Annotated in this window: 16 protein-coding genes; 10 read left to right on the top strand and 6 right to left on the bottom strand. The window is 60.4% G+C overall.

Going from position 1 to position 14,188, the window contains the following annotated elements:
• Positions 1-549 precede the first annotated feature (549 nt).
• Complete coding sequence (locus tag ACODSJ_RS16650; protein WP_489102767.1) at positions 550-1,317, top strand: N-acetylmuramoyl-L-alanine amidase; 768 nt, start codon at positions 550-552, stop codon at positions 1,315-1,317.
• A 43-nt stretch (positions 1,318-1,360) separates the two neighbouring features.
• Here ACODSJ_RS16650 and ACODSJ_RS16645 read toward each other — a convergent pair whose 3' ends face one another.
• Together ACODSJ_RS16645 and ACODSJ_RS16640 are read right to left on the bottom strand one after the other, a co-directional pair.
• Positions 1,361-2,272 (bottom strand): SDR family oxidoreductase, encoded by a 912-nt coding sequence (locus tag ACODSJ_RS16645; protein WP_489102766.1) that lies wholly within the window; start codon positions 2,270-2,272, stop codon positions 1,361-1,363.
• A 168-nt stretch (positions 2,273-2,440) separates the two neighbouring features.
• Positions 2,441-2,896, bottom strand: coding sequence for a flavodoxin (locus ACODSJ_RS16640; RefSeq protein ID WP_489102765.1), 456 nt, complete (start codon positions 2,894-2,896; stop codon positions 2,441-2,443).
• A 154-nt stretch (positions 2,897-3,050) separates the two neighbouring features.
• Here ACODSJ_RS16640 and ACODSJ_RS16635 point away from each other — a divergent pair, with 154 nt between their 5' ends.
• Both ACODSJ_RS16635 and ACODSJ_RS16630 read left to right on the top strand, forming a co-directional pair.
• On the top strand, positions 3,051-3,527 hold the full coding sequence (locus ACODSJ_RS16635) for a PAS domain-containing protein (protein ID WP_489102764.1): 477 nt from the start codon (positions 3,051-3,053) through the stop codon (positions 3,525-3,527).
• Positions 3,528-3,581: 54 nt separating this feature from the next.
• Positions 3,582-4,187, top strand: coding sequence for a hypothetical protein (locus tag ACODSJ_RS16630; protein ID WP_489102763.1), 606 nt, complete (start codon positions 3,582-3,584; stop codon positions 4,185-4,187).
• A gap of 76 nt (positions 4,188-4,263) precedes the next feature.
• Here ACODSJ_RS16630 and ACODSJ_RS16625 read toward each other — a convergent pair whose 3' ends face one another.
• Positions 4,264-5,223, bottom strand: a complete 960-nt coding sequence (locus ACODSJ_RS16625) for a MerR family transcriptional regulator (protein WP_489102762.1) — start codon at positions 5,221-5,223, stop codon at positions 4,264-4,266.
• Positions 5,224-5,475: 252 nt separating this feature from the next.
• On the opposite strand from ACODSJ_RS16625, the gene folM reads away from it, so the two are divergent.
• The 5 genes from folM (at position 5,476) to ACODSJ_RS16600 (ending at position 8,850) form a co-directional block, all read left to right on the top strand.
• Positions 5,476-6,186 carry a dihydromonapterin reductase gene (gene folM / locus ACODSJ_RS16620; protein ID WP_489102761.1) on the top strand — a complete coding sequence of 237 codons (711 nt, stop codon included), beginning with the start codon at positions 5,476-5,478 and terminating at the stop codon, positions 6,184-6,186.
• A gap of 17 nt (positions 6,187-6,203) precedes the next feature.
• Positions 6,204-6,584 carry a dihydroneopterin triphosphate 2'-epimerase gene (gene folX / locus ACODSJ_RS16615; protein WP_489102760.1) on the top strand — a complete coding sequence of 127 codons (381 nt, stop codon included), beginning with the start codon at positions 6,204-6,206 and terminating at the stop codon, positions 6,582-6,584.
• Between the two features lie 90 nt (positions 6,585-6,674).
• Positions 6,675-6,971, top strand: a complete 297-nt coding sequence (locus ACODSJ_RS16610; protein WP_260961660.1) for a DUF1244 domain-containing protein — start codon at positions 6,675-6,677, stop codon at positions 6,969-6,971.
• Positions 6,964-7,302: a HopJ type III effector protein gene (locus tag ACODSJ_RS16605; RefSeq protein WP_489102759.1), complete on the top strand. Its 339-nt coding sequence runs from the start codon at positions 6,964-6,966 to the stop codon at positions 7,300-7,302. The genes ACODSJ_RS16610 and ACODSJ_RS16605 overlap by 8 nt, the downstream gene beginning before the upstream one ends.
• 297 nt (positions 7,303-7,599) lie before the next feature.
• Complete coding sequence (locus ACODSJ_RS16600) at positions 7,600-8,850, top strand: 2-aminoadipate transaminase (protein ID WP_489102758.1); 1,251 nt, start codon at positions 7,600-7,602, stop codon at positions 8,848-8,850.
• A gap of 125 nt (positions 8,851-8,975) precedes the next feature.
• Here ACODSJ_RS16600 and trxB read toward each other — a convergent pair whose 3' ends face one another.
• A complete protein-coding gene (gene trxB / locus ACODSJ_RS16595) occupies positions 8,976-9,938 on the bottom strand; it encodes a thioredoxin-disulfide reductase (protein ID WP_489102757.1) in 963 nt (320 codons plus the stop codon).
• Between the two features lie 313 nt (positions 9,939-10,251).
• On the opposite strand from trxB, the gene cysZ reads away from it, so the two are divergent.
• Both cysZ and ACODSJ_RS16585 read left to right on the top strand, forming a co-directional pair.
• Complete coding sequence (cysZ, locus tag ACODSJ_RS16590) at positions 10,252-11,022, top strand: sulfate transporter CysZ (protein WP_489102756.1); 771 nt, start codon at positions 10,252-10,254, stop codon at positions 11,020-11,022.
• Between the two features lie 15 nt (positions 11,023-11,037).
• Positions 11,038-12,237, top strand: coding sequence for a glycosyltransferase family 4 protein (locus ACODSJ_RS16585; RefSeq protein WP_489102755.1), 1,200 nt, complete (start codon positions 11,038-11,040; stop codon positions 12,235-12,237).
• A 118-nt stretch (positions 12,238-12,355) separates the two neighbouring features.
• Here the strand turns inward: ACODSJ_RS16585 and ACODSJ_RS16580 are convergent, their stop codons facing one another.
• Together ACODSJ_RS16580 and ACODSJ_RS16575 are read right to left on the bottom strand one after the other, a co-directional pair.
• On the bottom strand, positions 12,356-13,459 hold the full coding sequence (locus tag ACODSJ_RS16580; RefSeq protein ID WP_489102754.1) for an NADH:flavin oxidoreductase: 1,104 nt from the start codon (positions 13,457-13,459) through the stop codon (positions 12,356-12,358).
• 172 nt (positions 13,460-13,631) lie between these two features.
• Positions 13,632-14,114 carry a glutathione peroxidase gene (locus tag ACODSJ_RS16575; RefSeq protein ID WP_489102753.1) on the bottom strand — a complete coding sequence of 161 codons (483 nt, stop codon included), beginning with the start codon at positions 14,112-14,114 and terminating at the stop codon, positions 13,632-13,634.
• Between the last annotated feature and the right edge of the window lie 74 nt (positions 14,115-14,188).

Raw genomic sequence — 14,188 nt, 5'->3', positions numbered from 1 at the left:
AGGCTATTTAAAGAGGGGGTACTAGCAAATGGCGAAGGCCCGGTCGCTATAAAAGGCCCAAACTGGAAAGCACCAGACTTCATAAAAGAGAAAAGATACCCACTAACCTCGTAAACTTTTCACTTTATACACCGAGCGCTTTGATCAAAGCATACCTACACGATGAAAGCCTTCAAAAAGCATATTATTAAACGGCGCGAAAGGACTATGCCTCAAAGGGCAAAACTGGAAAGCACCAAAAAACGCCTTAGAAAAACGACACATAAATTTTAATTGATCCATCGATAGCCAAGCCGCTGCCAATAGCTGTGTGGCCGCGATTCTTCATCACCCTTACTTTAAATATGATTTAGCCGCTGCGTTGATCGCAGCGGCTTTTTTCTCAAAAAAAATTCACCCCTTTAACAAACAATCAACCCAATTCCGCGTTTTCAAAACGCCTACTCCTACAACAAAGCAGGAAACCCACTACAAGCCCATTAAAAATCCACTGATAGGCTGAAAGTCAGTCGCAGGCTTCTGCTTCGATTTCAATTCAGTGAGGTTTTCATGGTACCCATTAACTCCAGCAGCTATCGATCAAGAAAAGGCTACAACGGCCGAATTCGCTTCCTGGTTTTCCATTACACGGCCGGCAACTTTTCATCTTCTGTCAGTGCACTGACCGGCGCCTCGGTCAGTGCCCATTATTTGATTCCGGACATCACCGATCCCAGTTACTTGCACGCAGGCTTCAAAGACCAGCAGGTATTCAATCTGGTGGACGAAAACCAGCGCGCGTGGCATGCGGGGGTGAGCAGTTGGGGTGGTCGAAGCAATTTGAATGACACTTCAATTGGTGTGGAAATCATCAACCTCGCTCGCGATGACCAAGGGCAATTTACCTTCCCGCCTTACGAGGCCCGGCAAATCGAGGCGATCGAAGACTTGGCGTTGGACATTCTCAAGCGTTATCCAGACATCAGTCCGGTCAATGTCGTCGCGCATTCGGACATTGCCGCCGGGCGAAAGAGCGACCCAGGCCCGATGTTTCCCTGGCAAGCGCTGTACGCCGAGGGCATCGGCGCTTGGTTCGATGAGCCCACGAAAAAAACCTACACGCAGGCCTATCAAAGCAATGGATTGCCGACACGCGAGCAATTGCTCGGGCTGTTCAAGAAATATGGCTATGACATTTCGGCCGCCACGACGGGTGCAGGTTTCCAGCGGCTGGTGCGCGCCTTCCAGCTGCACTTTCGTCCAGCGAACTATGACGGGGTGATGGATATCGAGACCGCCGCGAACCTCGCGGCGCTAGTCAGGAAATATTTCCCCTGAGCGACGTGGCCGCGTCTAACGGCAACGGGTCGAGGCAACGGGCTTAAACAGCATAGCGTTGCAGATTCGCCATCATTTCCTTCAACGCTTCCAGGTTGTCATTGGGGTGCGCGGCCCCTTCGAAATCACAGATCTGCTGCCAATGGGCGGCGACGTCTTCCGGTGAAAATCCTTTACGCGGGTCGAAGCCGGTGCCCAGGCTGCGCTCCCAGCGCACCTTGCCCATCCAGCCACCGCCCACCTCGAACAAGCCGGAAGTTTCCTGGCAGGCTTCGCTGGCCAGGTACACCACCAACGGGCTGACGAGCTCAGGCTTGAGTTGTTCGAAGACCTGCGGCGGAATCAGGCCTTCGGTCATGCGGGTGCCGCCGGTGGGGGCGATGGCGTTGACCAGGATATTGTTCTTGCGACCTTCGATTGCCAGCGTGCGGGTCAGGCCGTAAAGGCCGAGCTTGGCCATGCCGTAGTTGGATTGGCCGAAGTTGCCGTAGATGCCGGACGTGGACGCGGTGAAGATCACTCGCCCGTAATTCTGCTCGCGCAGATGCGGCCAGGCCGCGCGGGTAACTTTATAGGCACCCTCGACGTGGACGCGATAGACCAGATCCCAGTCGGCGTCGTCCATCTTGTGGAAGGTCTTGTCCCGCAGGATGCCGGCGTTGTTGACCACCACGTCGACCCGACCGAACGCGTCGAGCGCATTTTGCACAAGCTTGTCGCCGTCGGTGACCGAGTCATGGTTGGCCTCGGCGATACCGCCGGCCTCGCGGATTTCGGCGACCACCCGGTCTGCTGCCGAGGCATTGGCCCCTTCGCCTTGCGCCGAACCGCCAAGGTCATTGACCAGCACTTTCGCGCCGTGCCTGGCGAACAGCAGCGCATGGGCGCGCCCCAGGCCACCGCCGGCCCCGGTGACGATCACGACTTTATCTTCGAAGCGCACAGACTCATTCATGGCAGAACTCCAGCAGACCGACAGGACAATGAGCCTGAGTGTCCGGCACAAGCCAATCGGTCACAATCAACTCGATTGGGAGTGAATGGTGGGCGATAAGGTGGAGGGATGATCCGCTGACGGTCAGCGCTGGCCAGCTCACTGACCGAGCAAGTCACGATGACCGTTTCAACCGCGCAACGCGTCAATCAGTTCGGCAAGCCAGGGCTCGGCGTCCATTTCCGGGGTGACGCTTTCGCTGGCATCCAGGCGCAACATCGGGATAACCTCGTTCACGCCCAACTCGGCGAACAGTTCGCGCATCTGCTCGCCCCCTGCACAGAAGGTATCGCCATAGCTGGCATCGCCCAGGCCGATCACCGCGCCGGGCAAGCCGCGAAAGAACCCAGGCAACTGCTCACGGACGGTCGAATACAACGGCATCAGGTTGTCCGGCAGCTCGCCCATGCCGGTCGTCGAGGTCACCGCCAGCAGGGCGTGTGGCGCGAATGCCTGGATATCCGCCAGGCTGGCACGGGGGTTGTGCCAGGCTTCGAAACCCGCGTCGCTGAGCAGTCTGGCCGCATGCCGGGCGACTTCTTCGGCGGTGCCATAGACTGAGCCGGAAAGGATGGCGACTTTCATCAATCTGATCCTGAAGCTGAATAAAAGAGTCGAGATAGTACCAGTTGCGCCCGCCAAGCTGCGAATGGCTCTCAATCGCCCCATAATGGCCAGTAGACAGTCCCTGAGTTTCTTTTAGAATGTCGCTTCACAAGGACGTTTCAGGGTTGCCACCATGATCAACGCTCAACTGATGCAACTGATCATCAACGCGTCGAACGACGGGATCGTCATCGCCGAAAAAGAAGGCGACGAAGACAATATCCTGATCTACGTGAACCCGGCCTTCGAACGCCTGACCGGCTATGACCGCGACGAGATCCTTTACCAGGATTGCCGGTTCCTTCAGTCGGGCGACCGCGACCAACCCTCGCTGGAGCGCATTCGCCAGGCCTTGAAGCAAGGCGGTGTCTGCCGCGAGGTGTTACGCAACTACCGCAAGGACGGCACACCGTTCTGGAATGAGCTCTCGCTGTCCACGGTAAAGAACCAGGCCGACGGGTACACCTATTTCATCGGCGTGCAAAAAGACGTCACGATCCAGGTGAAGGCTCAACAGCGCGTCGCCCAGCTGGAAACGGAACTGGCTGAGGCACGCGAGACAATACGTCGGCTTGAGGCGACGAACGGTGCAAACAAACCGGCGAATTAACGGTCAGTCACTACAATCACCAGTAAAGATGTCATTTATCACTTCGAGCAGATCATGCAGCGCGACGCACTCCTGACTCAGGATGAACTGGATTTCATCCGGACCATGCAACACAACCCGCAATTGAACGAGCGGGACGTTACGTCGAGCCTGCTTGTAAACGGTGGATCACAGATCCGCGACCTGCTGACGCGCCTGGCCGCCAACGAACAGGTCACGCTGCAGGCCCATTTCGAAAACCAGCAAATGACCTTCCCACTGCATCTGGTGGAAGATGAGTTCCACGCGATGCACTTGCGCCTGGGGGTGCCCAGCATCTACGAGGACGGCCCGAGGATTCGTCCATGGCGCCTGACGCTCGAAGAGCCGGTGGCGCTGGAAAACGCCAAGGGCCAACCGGGCTCGCTGTGGGTCCACGAGATATCGTGCAAAGGCGTCTTGCTGGAAAACCGCAGCCGTGTGAAACCTCCGAAACAATTCGCCCTGTGGTTCAGCCCGTCAGGCTACGAGAGGATTTCCTTGCGGGGTGCCTTCGAACGGGAAACCGCCAAAGGCCTGTATGCCTATCATCTGAGCCAGAATGACGAAGATGAGACCGAACGCCTGCGCCAGTACATCCTCCAGCAACATCGCCTGACCCACCCGGCGATGCATCTCTAGGGTTTATACAAAAAGTCGCCTGATCGTCGCGCAGGCACTTTTCACACAATGCCTAGCGTCAACGCAGTTGGCTCACTCAAGTATCCAGGTTGCCTGCCAGTAACTGACGCAGGCGCTGGCGCATCAAGACTCCTTCGTTGCCCAGGCAACCGATCGACGATCCCGCCAACGGGTCCTGGAGCAGATCGGCCGCGTCGCCGGCCAACATCAACGGACAATCCAGGCTCATTGCCAATTTGCACAGGCGCTTCGGCAGTTCGGACACGGGCGCGTGATTGGAAACCAGTACCAGTGCCAACGGCTGGATCTTCTGGCACACCAGGGTCAACTCGTCGAACGGCAGGCCGATCGTCAGCACTCTGACGCCCACCTCCGCCTTGGACAGGAACAGGGCCGAGACCAGCAACTCCAGCTCACGGCACTGTCCGCTGATGGCACTGACCAGGACGCGCCGGGACTGGCCTTCACGCTTGAACAGCAGTCGCTGGATGATGCGCGAACGCAGGAAGCCGTCCAGGAACACCCACTCACTGGTTTGCCCGAACTGCTGCTGGCGTTGCAGCAGTTGTCGCCAGAGCGGCATCAGGATGTCCTGGAAGACGATCGGCACCGCATAAGTGGCGAAGATCTGCCCATAGACCCGGTCCAGCTCCACATCGTCGAAAGCCCCCACCGCCTCCATCACCTGCTGCTGCCAGCGGGCGTAATCGGCCTTGACCAGATCAGGGGAAATCAGCGAAGAAACCGGCTGCACCGACTCGGTCTTGGCCAGGATCCTGCCCACCTTGCTCACCGCCACGCCGCGTTCGATCCAACCCAGGATGCTGCGCACCTTGTCGATGTCCTGCAACGAATACAGGCGATGACCGCTTTCGGTGCGGGTGGGTTGGATCAGGCCGTAGCGGCGCTCCCACGCTCGCAGCGTCACGGGGTTCACACCGGTCAGTCGCGACACTTCGCGAATGGGGAACAGGTCTTCCCGATTCAAGACAGCTGCCGCCTGGAAGACGAAGTTGTCATCTGAGATCACGCTCATTTTGGCAGACAGTTCCGGCTGGCAAATTGGATCCCAGTGTACTCCCTCCAAGACATGTCATGACAAGGACAAACACATTCGATGCGCGGTTTTGTTGCTTTTCGCACAATTGATAATGACTGCTGTCCGTCAGATGACGACCAGAAATGCCTTTCCTGGCCGCTCACCTGACCGGCACAGCATTGCTACAGATTCGTCGCACGCTTTGCTCACTGTTATAGTTTTCTCTTCCGCCGCAAAGCGAGCCGTTCCATGCCCAGCGCCACCGCTCCGATCCTGATCACAGGCGCCGCCCAGCGCGTCGGCCTGCACTGCGCGCAACGCTTGCTCGAGGCCGGGCAACCGGTCATTGCCACCTTTCGCACCGAGCGCCCGGGCGTGCAAGCGCTGCGGGACTTGGGCGCCACCCTGCTGTTCGCCGATTTCTCCAGCGAAGCCGGAATCCTGGCCTTTATCGAGACACTCAAGCAGCACACCGACCGGCTGCGGGCCATCGTGCACAACGCCTCGGCCTGGCTGTCCGAGGAGGCGAACGACCCCGCCAGCGCTTTCAATACCCTGTTTGCGGTGCACATGCTGGCGCCTTACCTGATCAACCTGCACTGCGCCGAGCTGCTGCAACGCTCGACCCCGGCAGATATCGTGCACATCAGCGATGACGTGACCCGCAAGGGCAGCAGCAAGCACATCGCCTACTGCGCCACCAAGGCGGGGCTCGAAAGCCTGACCCTGTCGTTTGCGGCCAGGTACGCACCGGCCATCAAGGTCAACGGCATCGCTCCGGCGCTGCTGCTGTTCAATGACGGGGACGACCCCGCTTACCGCACCAAGGCCCTGGCCAAGTCCGCGCTGGGCATCGAACCGGGCAGCGAGGTGATGTACCAGAGCCTGCGTTATCTGCTAGACAATCCTTATGTCACCGGCACAACCCTGACCGTCAACGGTGGGCGGCACGTTAAATAGCCTTGTGGAGCCAATCAATGTCCCAACTTCAACCAGCCATGGCGCGTATCAAGGTCAAGGACCTGCGCCTGCGTACCTTCATCGGCATCAACGAGGATGAAATCCTCAACAAACAGGATGTGTTGATCAACCTGACCATCCTCTACGCTGCCCAGGACGCAGTGCGCGACAACGACATCGATCACGCGCTGAACTACCGCACCATCACCAAGGCCGTCATCGCCCACGTGGAAGGCAACCGCTTCGCCCTGCTCGAACGCCTGACTCAGGAATTGCTGGACTTGATCATGACCAACGAGTCGGTGCTGTACGCCGAGGTCGAAGTCGACAAGCCTCATGCCTTGCGATTTGCCGAGTCGGTGTCGATTACACTCGCGGCAAGCCGGGCGGCTTCATAGCCGCTACGCGCTTCAAGCGGTAGACTTCATGCCCGATCACCGCAATCCAACTTGCAGCTCACCGCGTGTAGCTGCCCGTCAGAGAACACCATGAACGACCAACAACGCCTCGAACTCGAAGCCGCCGCTTTCCGTCGGCTGGTTGCCCATCTGGACAGCCGCAAGGATGTGCAGAACATCGACCTGATGAACCTGGCCGGTTTCTGCCGCAACTGCCTGTCCAAGTGGTACAAGGCCGCCGCCGATGAACGTCAGATCGAGGTGAGCCTCGATGACGCCCGCGAAATGGTCTACGGCATGCCTTACGCCGAGTGGAAAGCCCAATACCAGAAAGAAGCCAGCGCCGAACAACAGGCGGCGTTCGCCAAAGGAAAACCCGATGCCTGATCTGAACACCCTGCGTGCCAGCCTCCAGAGCGGCGAACATGTATTTGCCGACACCCTCGCCTTCATCGCCGCCGGCTACGACTACCAGCCCCAGGCCTTCGACAATGGCGGCGTGCAAAGCGCCGCCGGGCAAAACGAAGGCTCGTGCAAGACCCTGGGCCTGGCCCTGCTCGAAGGCTTGAGCGACGAGGAAACCCTGCTGGCGTTTGGCGAGCATTACCGTTCGGTACTGGCCACCCCCGAAGGCAGCGACCACGGCAATATCCGCGCACTGATGGCCCATGGGTTGGCTGGTGTGAAGTTCGAAGCACTGCCGTTGCGCCAACGCTGATCCACCCGCTTTTGTGGCGAGGGAGCTTGCTCCCGCTGGGCTGCCCAGCAGCCCCAAGCAGTCAAATTCAATTTGCCTGACACACCGGATTACCAGGTTTCAGGGCCGCTTCGCGCTGGAACGCCAGCCCGGCCCAGCGGGAGCAAGCTCCCTCGCCATGGGCTGCACATCCCAAGTAAGCGGCACCTCACCACATCCCGACTTTTAAGATTGACCCGGCAACTTTATTTCGTTTGTCGGCCCCCGCTGCTCGCGGCTTAGATAAGGCAAATCTTTCCTTCGTCCGAGCCGTCATCCATGAGCCACGAAAGCATCAGCCAATCGATCTCCATCGTGCACCCCGTCAGCCTCAGCCACGGCCAGAATGCCGAGGTCTGGGACAGCGATGGCAAACGCTACATCGATTTCGTCGGGGGCATCGGTGTGTTGAACCTCGGCCATTGCCATCCGCGCATCGTCGAGGCGATCCGCGAACAAGCCACCCGGCTGACCCACTACGCCTTCAACGCTGCCCCCCATCAGCCCTACATCGAATTGATGGAGCGTCTGGCCGCGTTTGTACCGGTGGATTACCCGGTCAGCGGCATGCTCACCAACAGCGGCGCCGAGGCGGCGGAGAACGCCTTGAAGATCGTGCGTGGTGCCACGGGCCGCACCGCCGTGATTGCATTTGACGGCGCCTTCCACGGTCGCACCCTGGCCACGCTCAACCTCAACGGCAAGGTCGCGCCGTACAAGCAGAAAATCGGCGTACTGCCCGGCCCGGTCTATCACCTGCCCTACCCCAGCCAGGACAACGGCATCAGCGGCGACGAAGCCTTGAAAGCCATGGAACGGCTGTTGAGCGTCGAGATCGACGTGAATGACGTGGCCTGTTTCATCGTCGAGCCGGTGCAGGGCGAAGCCGGTTTCCTGGCGTTGGATGCGCCCTTCGCCCAAGCCCTGCGGCGGTTCTGCGACGACAAGGGTATCGTGCTGATCATCGATGAGATCCAGTCCGGCTTCGGCCGCACCGGCCAGCGTTTTGCATTCTCGCGGCTGGACATCGAACCGGACCTGATCCTGCTGGGCAAAAGCATCGCCGGCGGTGTGCCCCTGGGGGCGGTGGTGGGGCGCAAGGCGTTGCTGGACAACCTGCCCAAGGGCGGACTCGGCGGCACCTACTCGGGCAACCCCATCGCCTGCGCCGCCGCGCTGGCAACCCTGGACGAGATGACCGACACCCAACTGCACGCCTGGGGGGCGCAACAGGAAGAGGCGATCGTCAGCCGTTACCAAGCCTGGCGCAGTCGCGGGCTGACGCCTTACCTGGGCCGTCTGACCGGCGTCGGCGCGATGCGCGGCATCGAACTGGCCCACGCCGACGGCACCCCGGCCTCGGCACAACTGACGCAACTGCTGGCCTTGGCACGAGAAGCTGGCCTGCTGCTGATGCCCAGCGGCAAATCGCGACACATCGTTCGGCTGCTGGCGCCGTTGACGACCGAGCCGGCGGTGCTGGAGGAAGGGTTGGATATCCTGGAGGCGTGCCTGGCGAAACTGACCTGAAACACTCTATAACCACACAAATCGCTCCCACAGAGATTTGCGTCGGACACCGACTCGATGGCCCCTCTCAGGCGTCCAGGCATGAAAAAACCGGCCGAAGCCGGTTTTTTTGGATGCCCGATGAATCAGAACGAAGCGTTCTGCAGGCCGTCCAGGTAACGCTCGGTGTCCAGGGCCGCCATGCAACCGGCGCCGGCCGAGGTGATGGCTTGGCGGTAGACGTGGTCGGCCACGTCGCCAGCCGCGAAAATACCTTGGACGCTGGTGGCGGTGGCATTGCCGTCGCGACCGCCCTTGACCACCAGGTAGCCGTCCTTGAGTTCCAGCTGGCCTTCGAACAGCGAGGTGTTCGGGGTGTGGCCGATGGCGATGAAGACGCCGTCCACCTTGATCTCGTCAAAGCTGCCGTCGTTGTTCTTCAGGCGGGCACCGGTCACGCCCATGTTGTCGCCCAGCACTTCGTCCAGGGTCGCGTTGAGCTTGAGAATGATCTTGCCTTCGGCGACGCGGGCATTGAGCTTGTCGATCAGGATCTTCTCGGCGCGGAAGGTTTCGCGACGGTGGATCAGGGTAACCGTGCTGGCGATGTTGGCCAGGTACAGGGCTTCCTCGACAGCGGTGTTACCGCCACCCACCACCGCGACAGGCTTGTTGCGGTAGAAGAAGCCGTCGCAAGTGGCGCAGGCCGAAACGCCTTTGCCCATGAAGGCTTCTTCCGATGGCAGGCCCAGGTAACGAGCGCTGGCGCCGGTGGCAATGATCAGGGCATCGCAGGTGTAGGTCGCGCTGTCACCGGTCAGGGTGTACGGCTTGGCGGCGAAATCCACGGCGTTGATGTGATCGAACACGATCTCGGTCTCGAAGCGTTCGGCGTGCTCTTTCATGCGTTCCATCAGCGCCGGGCCGGTCAGGCCGTGGACGTCGCCCGGCCAGTTGTCGACTTCGGTGGTGGTGGTCAATTGGCCACCGGCCTGCATGCCGGTGATCAGCAGCGGCTTGAGGTTGGCACGGGCGGCATAGACGGCGGCGCTGTAACCGGCAGGGCCGGAACCGAGGATGATCACTCGCGAATGACGGACTTCAGACATGACGTGCTCCTGTTGACCGGACCTTGCGGGCCGGAACGCCGGGTGAGCGGCGCGAATTAAAAAGGACCGTTGAAGCACTTGGGGAAGGCTTGGGTTCGACGGTCCTGAAAAAGAATGGGTGCAGCGTATCGAGGGAGGGAAGATTAAGGAAATACGGTTTAACAATCCAGCTCATAGGTGAGCTCTATCCTCCACAACCCATCCGATAGGGCCCGCCGCCCGATGAAACGTTTGTTACTGCCCATGTCCACGCTTTCCCGTAGTGGGCAAAGTCGGTAAGGTCGGCGCGTTCATTTTCCGCTCGGAGCCTCCTATGCCCGCCCCCGTCCTGTCCGGCCCGCAGTACCTGCAAGAAGGCCTCAAGCTGGTCCTCAGCCCGGGCCTGCGCTTGTTCGTACTCTTGCCGTTGGCGATCAACCTCGTGCTGTTCGTCGGGTTGATCTACCTCGCCGGCCATCAGTTCAGCTTGTGGGTCGATGCGCTGATGCCATCGCTGCCGGACTGGCTAAGCTTCCTCAGCTATGTCCTCTGGCCGCTGTTCGTGGTGCTCGTGGTGCTGATGGTGTTCTTCACCTTCACGATGCTCGCCAACATTATTGCCGCACCGTTCAACGGCTTTCTCGCGGAGAAAGTCGAAGTGGTCATCCGCGGCACCGACGATTTCCCGGCCTTCAGTTGGGGCGAACTGATCGCCATGATCCCCCGCACCCTGGCCCGGGAAGCGCGCAAGCTCGGCTATTTCCTGCCTCGTGCCCTGGGGCTGTTCGTGCTGTCGTTCATCCCGGTGGTCAATCTCGTCGCCGCACCGTTGTGGCTGCTGTTTGGCGTCTGGATGATGGCGATCCAATACATCGACTACCCGGCGGACAACCACAAGCTGGGCTGGAACGAAATGCTCGCCTGGCTGCGGCAAAAACGTTGGCAGAGCCTGGGCTTCGGCGGCAGTGTGTACCTGGCGCTGCTGATTCCGGTGGTCAACATCCTGATGATGCCGGCGGCGGTGGCTGGGGCGACGCTTTTCTGGGTGCGCGAGCAGGGGGCCGAGACTGCCAGGGCTGAGCCGGTCACAAATCCATCATCGTGACGTCACAATGACGACATGGCCTCGGTCGACACTGAGGCCATGACCACGCCCCTGCACATCACCCTCGTCACCGAAACCTTCCTCCCGGAAATCAACGGTGTGGCCAATACCCTGGGTCGCCTGTACGACGGTTTGCGGGCCCGCGGTCATCAGGTCGAGCTGATACGCCCGCGCCAGGGCAACGATCAACGCCAGGCCAGCAACGAGCAGTTGTTGCTGTGCCGAGGCTGGCCGTTGCCGGGGTATCCGGGCCTGCAATGGGGCCAGGCGTCGATGCACAAACTGCTCAGGCGCTGGAAGCGACATCGTCCGGACGTGCTCTACATCGCCACCGAAGGCCCACTGGGCTTGTCGGCGCTACGGGCGGCGCGACACCTGGGCATCTCGGTGGTCAGTGGTTTCCATACCAATTTCCAGCAATACACCCGGCAGTACGGCCTGGGGTTGTTGAGCCGTGTACTCACCCATTACCTGCGCTGGTTTCACAACCGCTCCAACCTGACCCTGGTCCCCAGCGCCAGCCAACGCCTGGAGTTGGAGCGCCGGCATTTCCAGCGCGTGGCGTTGCTATCACGCGGAGTCGACAGCCAGTTGTTTCACCCGGTCAAACGCTCGGCAAGCCTGCGCGAAGCCTGGGGCCTGGCAGAAGATGACCTGGCCGTGATCCATGTCGGACGCCTGGCTGCGGAGAAAAACCTGGGGTTGCTCAAGCGCAGTTTCGACACACTGTGCAACGCCTTCCCAGGACGAAGGATGAAGCTGGTGGTGGTCGGCGACGGTCCACAGCGGTCCGTGCTTGAGCAGGAATTGCCGGACGCGATCTTTTGTGGCTCGCAACGGGGTGAGGCACTGGCCAGCCACTATGCGTCCGGAGATCTGTTTGTGTTTCCAAGCCTGACCGAAACCTTTGGCAATGTCGTACTGGAAGCGCTGGCGTCCGGGCTCGGTGTGGTGGCCTATGACCAGGCCGCGGCGGCACAGCACATCCGCCATGGCTACAACGGCGTGCTGGCGATGCCGGGGGATGAAGAGGCGTTCTGTGATGCGGCCCGTTGGCTGCTGGAGGAGCGCGAGACCTTGCGCTGCATACGGCTCAACGCACGCCAGCATGCCAGCCGCCAGGGCTGGGCGTCGGTGATCGAACAGTTCGAGGCGCAGTTGCGTGGGGTTTGCCAGGTCGAATCGTCGCTGCCCCAGGCTGTGTCGCCACGCTGAAAAGCATCGCGGGCAAGCCTTGCTCCCACAGAATTATCAGCTGTTCACAAGTGTTGTGTTCACTGAAGATCCATGTGGGAGCAAGGCTTGCCCGCGATGAGGCCCAACAAGGCGATGCTTAAACCAGGGTCATCAACGCCTCGCGACTGAACGGCAGGATCTCCTGCTCCCGCCCTTCGCGCACTTTCTGCGCCCAGTCCGGATCCACCAGCAGCGCACGTCCCACCGCCACCAGGTCGAACTCATCGTTATTCAGGCGCTCCAGCAGCTTTTCCAGGCTGGCCGGTTGGGCGACTTTATCGGTGTTGACCATGAACTGCAGGAATTCGCCATCCAGGCCGACGCTGCCGACGGTGATGGTCGGTTTACCGGTGAGCTGGCGGGTCCAACCGGCCAGGTTCAAATCCGAGCCCTCGAATTCCGGTTCCCAGAAACGGCGTGTCGAGCAGTGGAAGATGTCCACGCCGGCGTCGGCCAGAGGCTTGAGGAATTCACCCAGAGCCTCGGGGGTCTGCACCAGGCGCGCGGTGTAGTCCTGCTGCTTCCATTGCGAGAACCGGAAGATGATCGGGAAGCCCTCGCCCACCGCCGCTCGCACGGCCCGAATCAATTCAATGGCAAAACGCGAACGGTTGGCCAGGCTGCCGCCGTAGCCGTCGGTGCGCTGATTGCTGCCTTCCCAGAAGAACTGATCCACCAGGTAACCGTGGGCGCCGTGGATTTCGACGCCGTCCATGCCGATGCGCTGGGCATCCTTGGCGGCCTGGGCGAACGCCGCGATGACGTCATCGATGTCCGCCTGGGTCATGCCATGGACAACCACTTGGCCATCCTTGAGTTTCTCGGTCGGGCCATAGCCCGGCACGCTGGCATCCGGCTCCGTGCCGATGCGTCGAACGCTGCCGACATGCCACAGTTGCGGAACGATCTTGCCGCCTTCGGCGTGCACGGCCTCGACCACTTGCTTCCAACCCGCCAGCGCGGCTTCACCGTAGAAATGCGGCACGTTCGGATAGCCATTGGAAGCCTTGTGCCCGACCGTCGTGCCCTCGGTGATGATCAAGCCCACCCCCGCCGCCGCCCGACGCCGGTAGTACTCGACAACCTTGGCGTTCGGCACGCCGCCGGGGGAAAAGGAACGGGTCATGGGCGCCATCACGACCCGGGTGGGCAGTTCGAGCGCACCGAGGCGGAAAGGTTTGAACAAGGCTTTGACAGGCATGGGGCACTCCATGAACGGAATCACTGGTCGGATATGACGGCGACAATATGTTCCGGAGCGAGGGTCGGATAGCACTATTGATTGGAGTGATCAAGGATCAAAAGACGGGCAGGACACAAAACCTGTGGCGAGGGGATTTATCCCCTCGCCACAAGGGTTCAGCGCCAAGCTTTCAGCCCAGCGCTTTTTCAATGGCCTGGATCACGGCAGGATCATCCGGCGCCGTACGCGGGGAAAAACGCGCCAGCACGCGACCGTCCTTGCCCAGCAGGAATTTCTCGAAGTTCCAGGTGATGTCGCCGGGGAATTCCGCGCCCTCGCCCGCCAGCAGGCGGTACAGCTGATGACGGTCGTGACCGTTGACGTCCAGTTTGCTGGACAGCGGGAACGTCACGCCGTAATTGAGGCTGCAGAACGCCTGGATTTCCTGCTCGGTCCCCGGCTCCTGGCCGGCGAACTGGTTGCACGGCAGGCCCAGCACGCTGAAGCCGCGGTCCTTGTATTGCTGGTACAGGTTTTCCAGCGCTGCGTATTGGGGCGTCAGGCCACATTTGGAGGCGACGTTGACCACCAGCACGACTTGCCCCTTGAAAGGCGCCAGAGCAAGCTCCTGGCCATCCAGGGCTTTGAGTTTAAGGTCGTGGAAAGCACTCATGACGAACTCCAGGGTTGGCGGGTCTTTTCAAAAAAAGCCATGGGAATGCTAACAGCAAGCGACTAAAAAGGCGC

This window comes from Pseudomonas sp. FG6 (assembly GCF_057809015.1).
The sequence above is the reverse complement of the archived record's forward strand: the minus strand, read 5'-3'. Positions and strand labels throughout refer to the sequence as shown.

What these genes read in the sequence shown, in the direction of transcription:
- ACODSJ_RS16610 (WP_260961660.1), top strand. Translation starts at nt 6,675, where the DNA reads ATGAACGACCAACAACGCCTCGAACTCGAAGCCGCCGCTTTCCGTCGG.
- ACODSJ_RS16650 (WP_489102767.1), top strand. Translation starts at nt 550, where the DNA reads ATGGTACCCATTAACTCCAGCAGCTATCGATCAAGAAAAGGCTACAAC.
- ACODSJ_RS16635 (WP_489102764.1), top strand. Translation starts at nt 3,051, where the DNA reads ATGATCAACGCTCAACTGATGCAACTGATCATCAACGCGTCGAACGAC.
- folM (WP_489102761.1), top strand. Translation starts at nt 5,476, where the DNA reads ATGCCCAGCGCCACCGCTCCGATCCTGATCACAGGCGCCGCCCAGCGC.
- ACODSJ_RS16645 (WP_489102766.1), bottom strand. Translation starts at nt 2,272, where the DNA reads ATGAATGAGTCTGTGCGCTTCGAAGATAAAGTCGTGATCGTCACCGGG.
- folX (WP_489102760.1), top strand. Translation starts at nt 6,204, where the DNA reads ATGTCCCAACTTCAACCAGCCATGGCGCGTATCAAGGTCAAGGACCTG.
- ACODSJ_RS16605 (WP_489102759.1), top strand. Translation starts at nt 6,964, where the DNA reads ATGCCTGATCTGAACACCCTGCGTGCCAGCCTCCAGAGCGGCGAACAT.
- ACODSJ_RS16625 (WP_489102762.1), bottom strand. Translation starts at nt 5,223, where the DNA reads ATGAGCGTGATCTCAGATGACAACTTCGTCTTCCAGGCGGCAGCTGTC.
- ACODSJ_RS16575 (WP_489102753.1), bottom strand. Translation starts at nt 14,114, where the DNA reads ATGAGTGCTTTCCACGACCTTAAACTCAAAGCCCTGGATGGCCAGGAG.
- ACODSJ_RS16580 (WP_489102754.1), bottom strand. Translation starts at nt 13,459, where the DNA reads ATGCCTGTCAAAGCCTTGTTCAAACCTTTCCGCCTCGGTGCGCTCGAA.
- cysZ (WP_489102756.1), top strand. Translation starts at nt 10,252, where the DNA reads ATGCCCGCCCCCGTCCTGTCCGGCCCGCAGTACCTGCAAGAAGGCCTC.
- ACODSJ_RS16600 (WP_489102758.1), top strand. Translation starts at nt 7,600, where the DNA reads ATGAGCCACGAAAGCATCAGCCAATCGATCTCCATCGTGCACCCCGTC.
- trxB (WP_489102757.1), bottom strand. Translation starts at nt 9,938, where the DNA reads ATGTCTGAAGTCCGTCATTCGCGAGTGATCATCCTCGGTTCCGGCCCT.
- ACODSJ_RS16640 (WP_489102765.1), bottom strand. Translation starts at nt 2,896, where the DNA reads ATGAAAGTCGCCATCCTTTCCGGCTCAGTCTATGGCACCGCCGAAGAA.
- ACODSJ_RS16630 (WP_489102763.1), top strand. Translation starts at nt 3,582, where the DNA reads ATGCAGCGCGACGCACTCCTGACTCAGGATGAACTGGATTTCATCCGG.
- ACODSJ_RS16585 (WP_489102755.1), top strand. Translation starts at nt 11,038, where the DNA reads ATGGCCTCGGTCGACACTGAGGCCATGACCACGCCCCTGCACATCACC.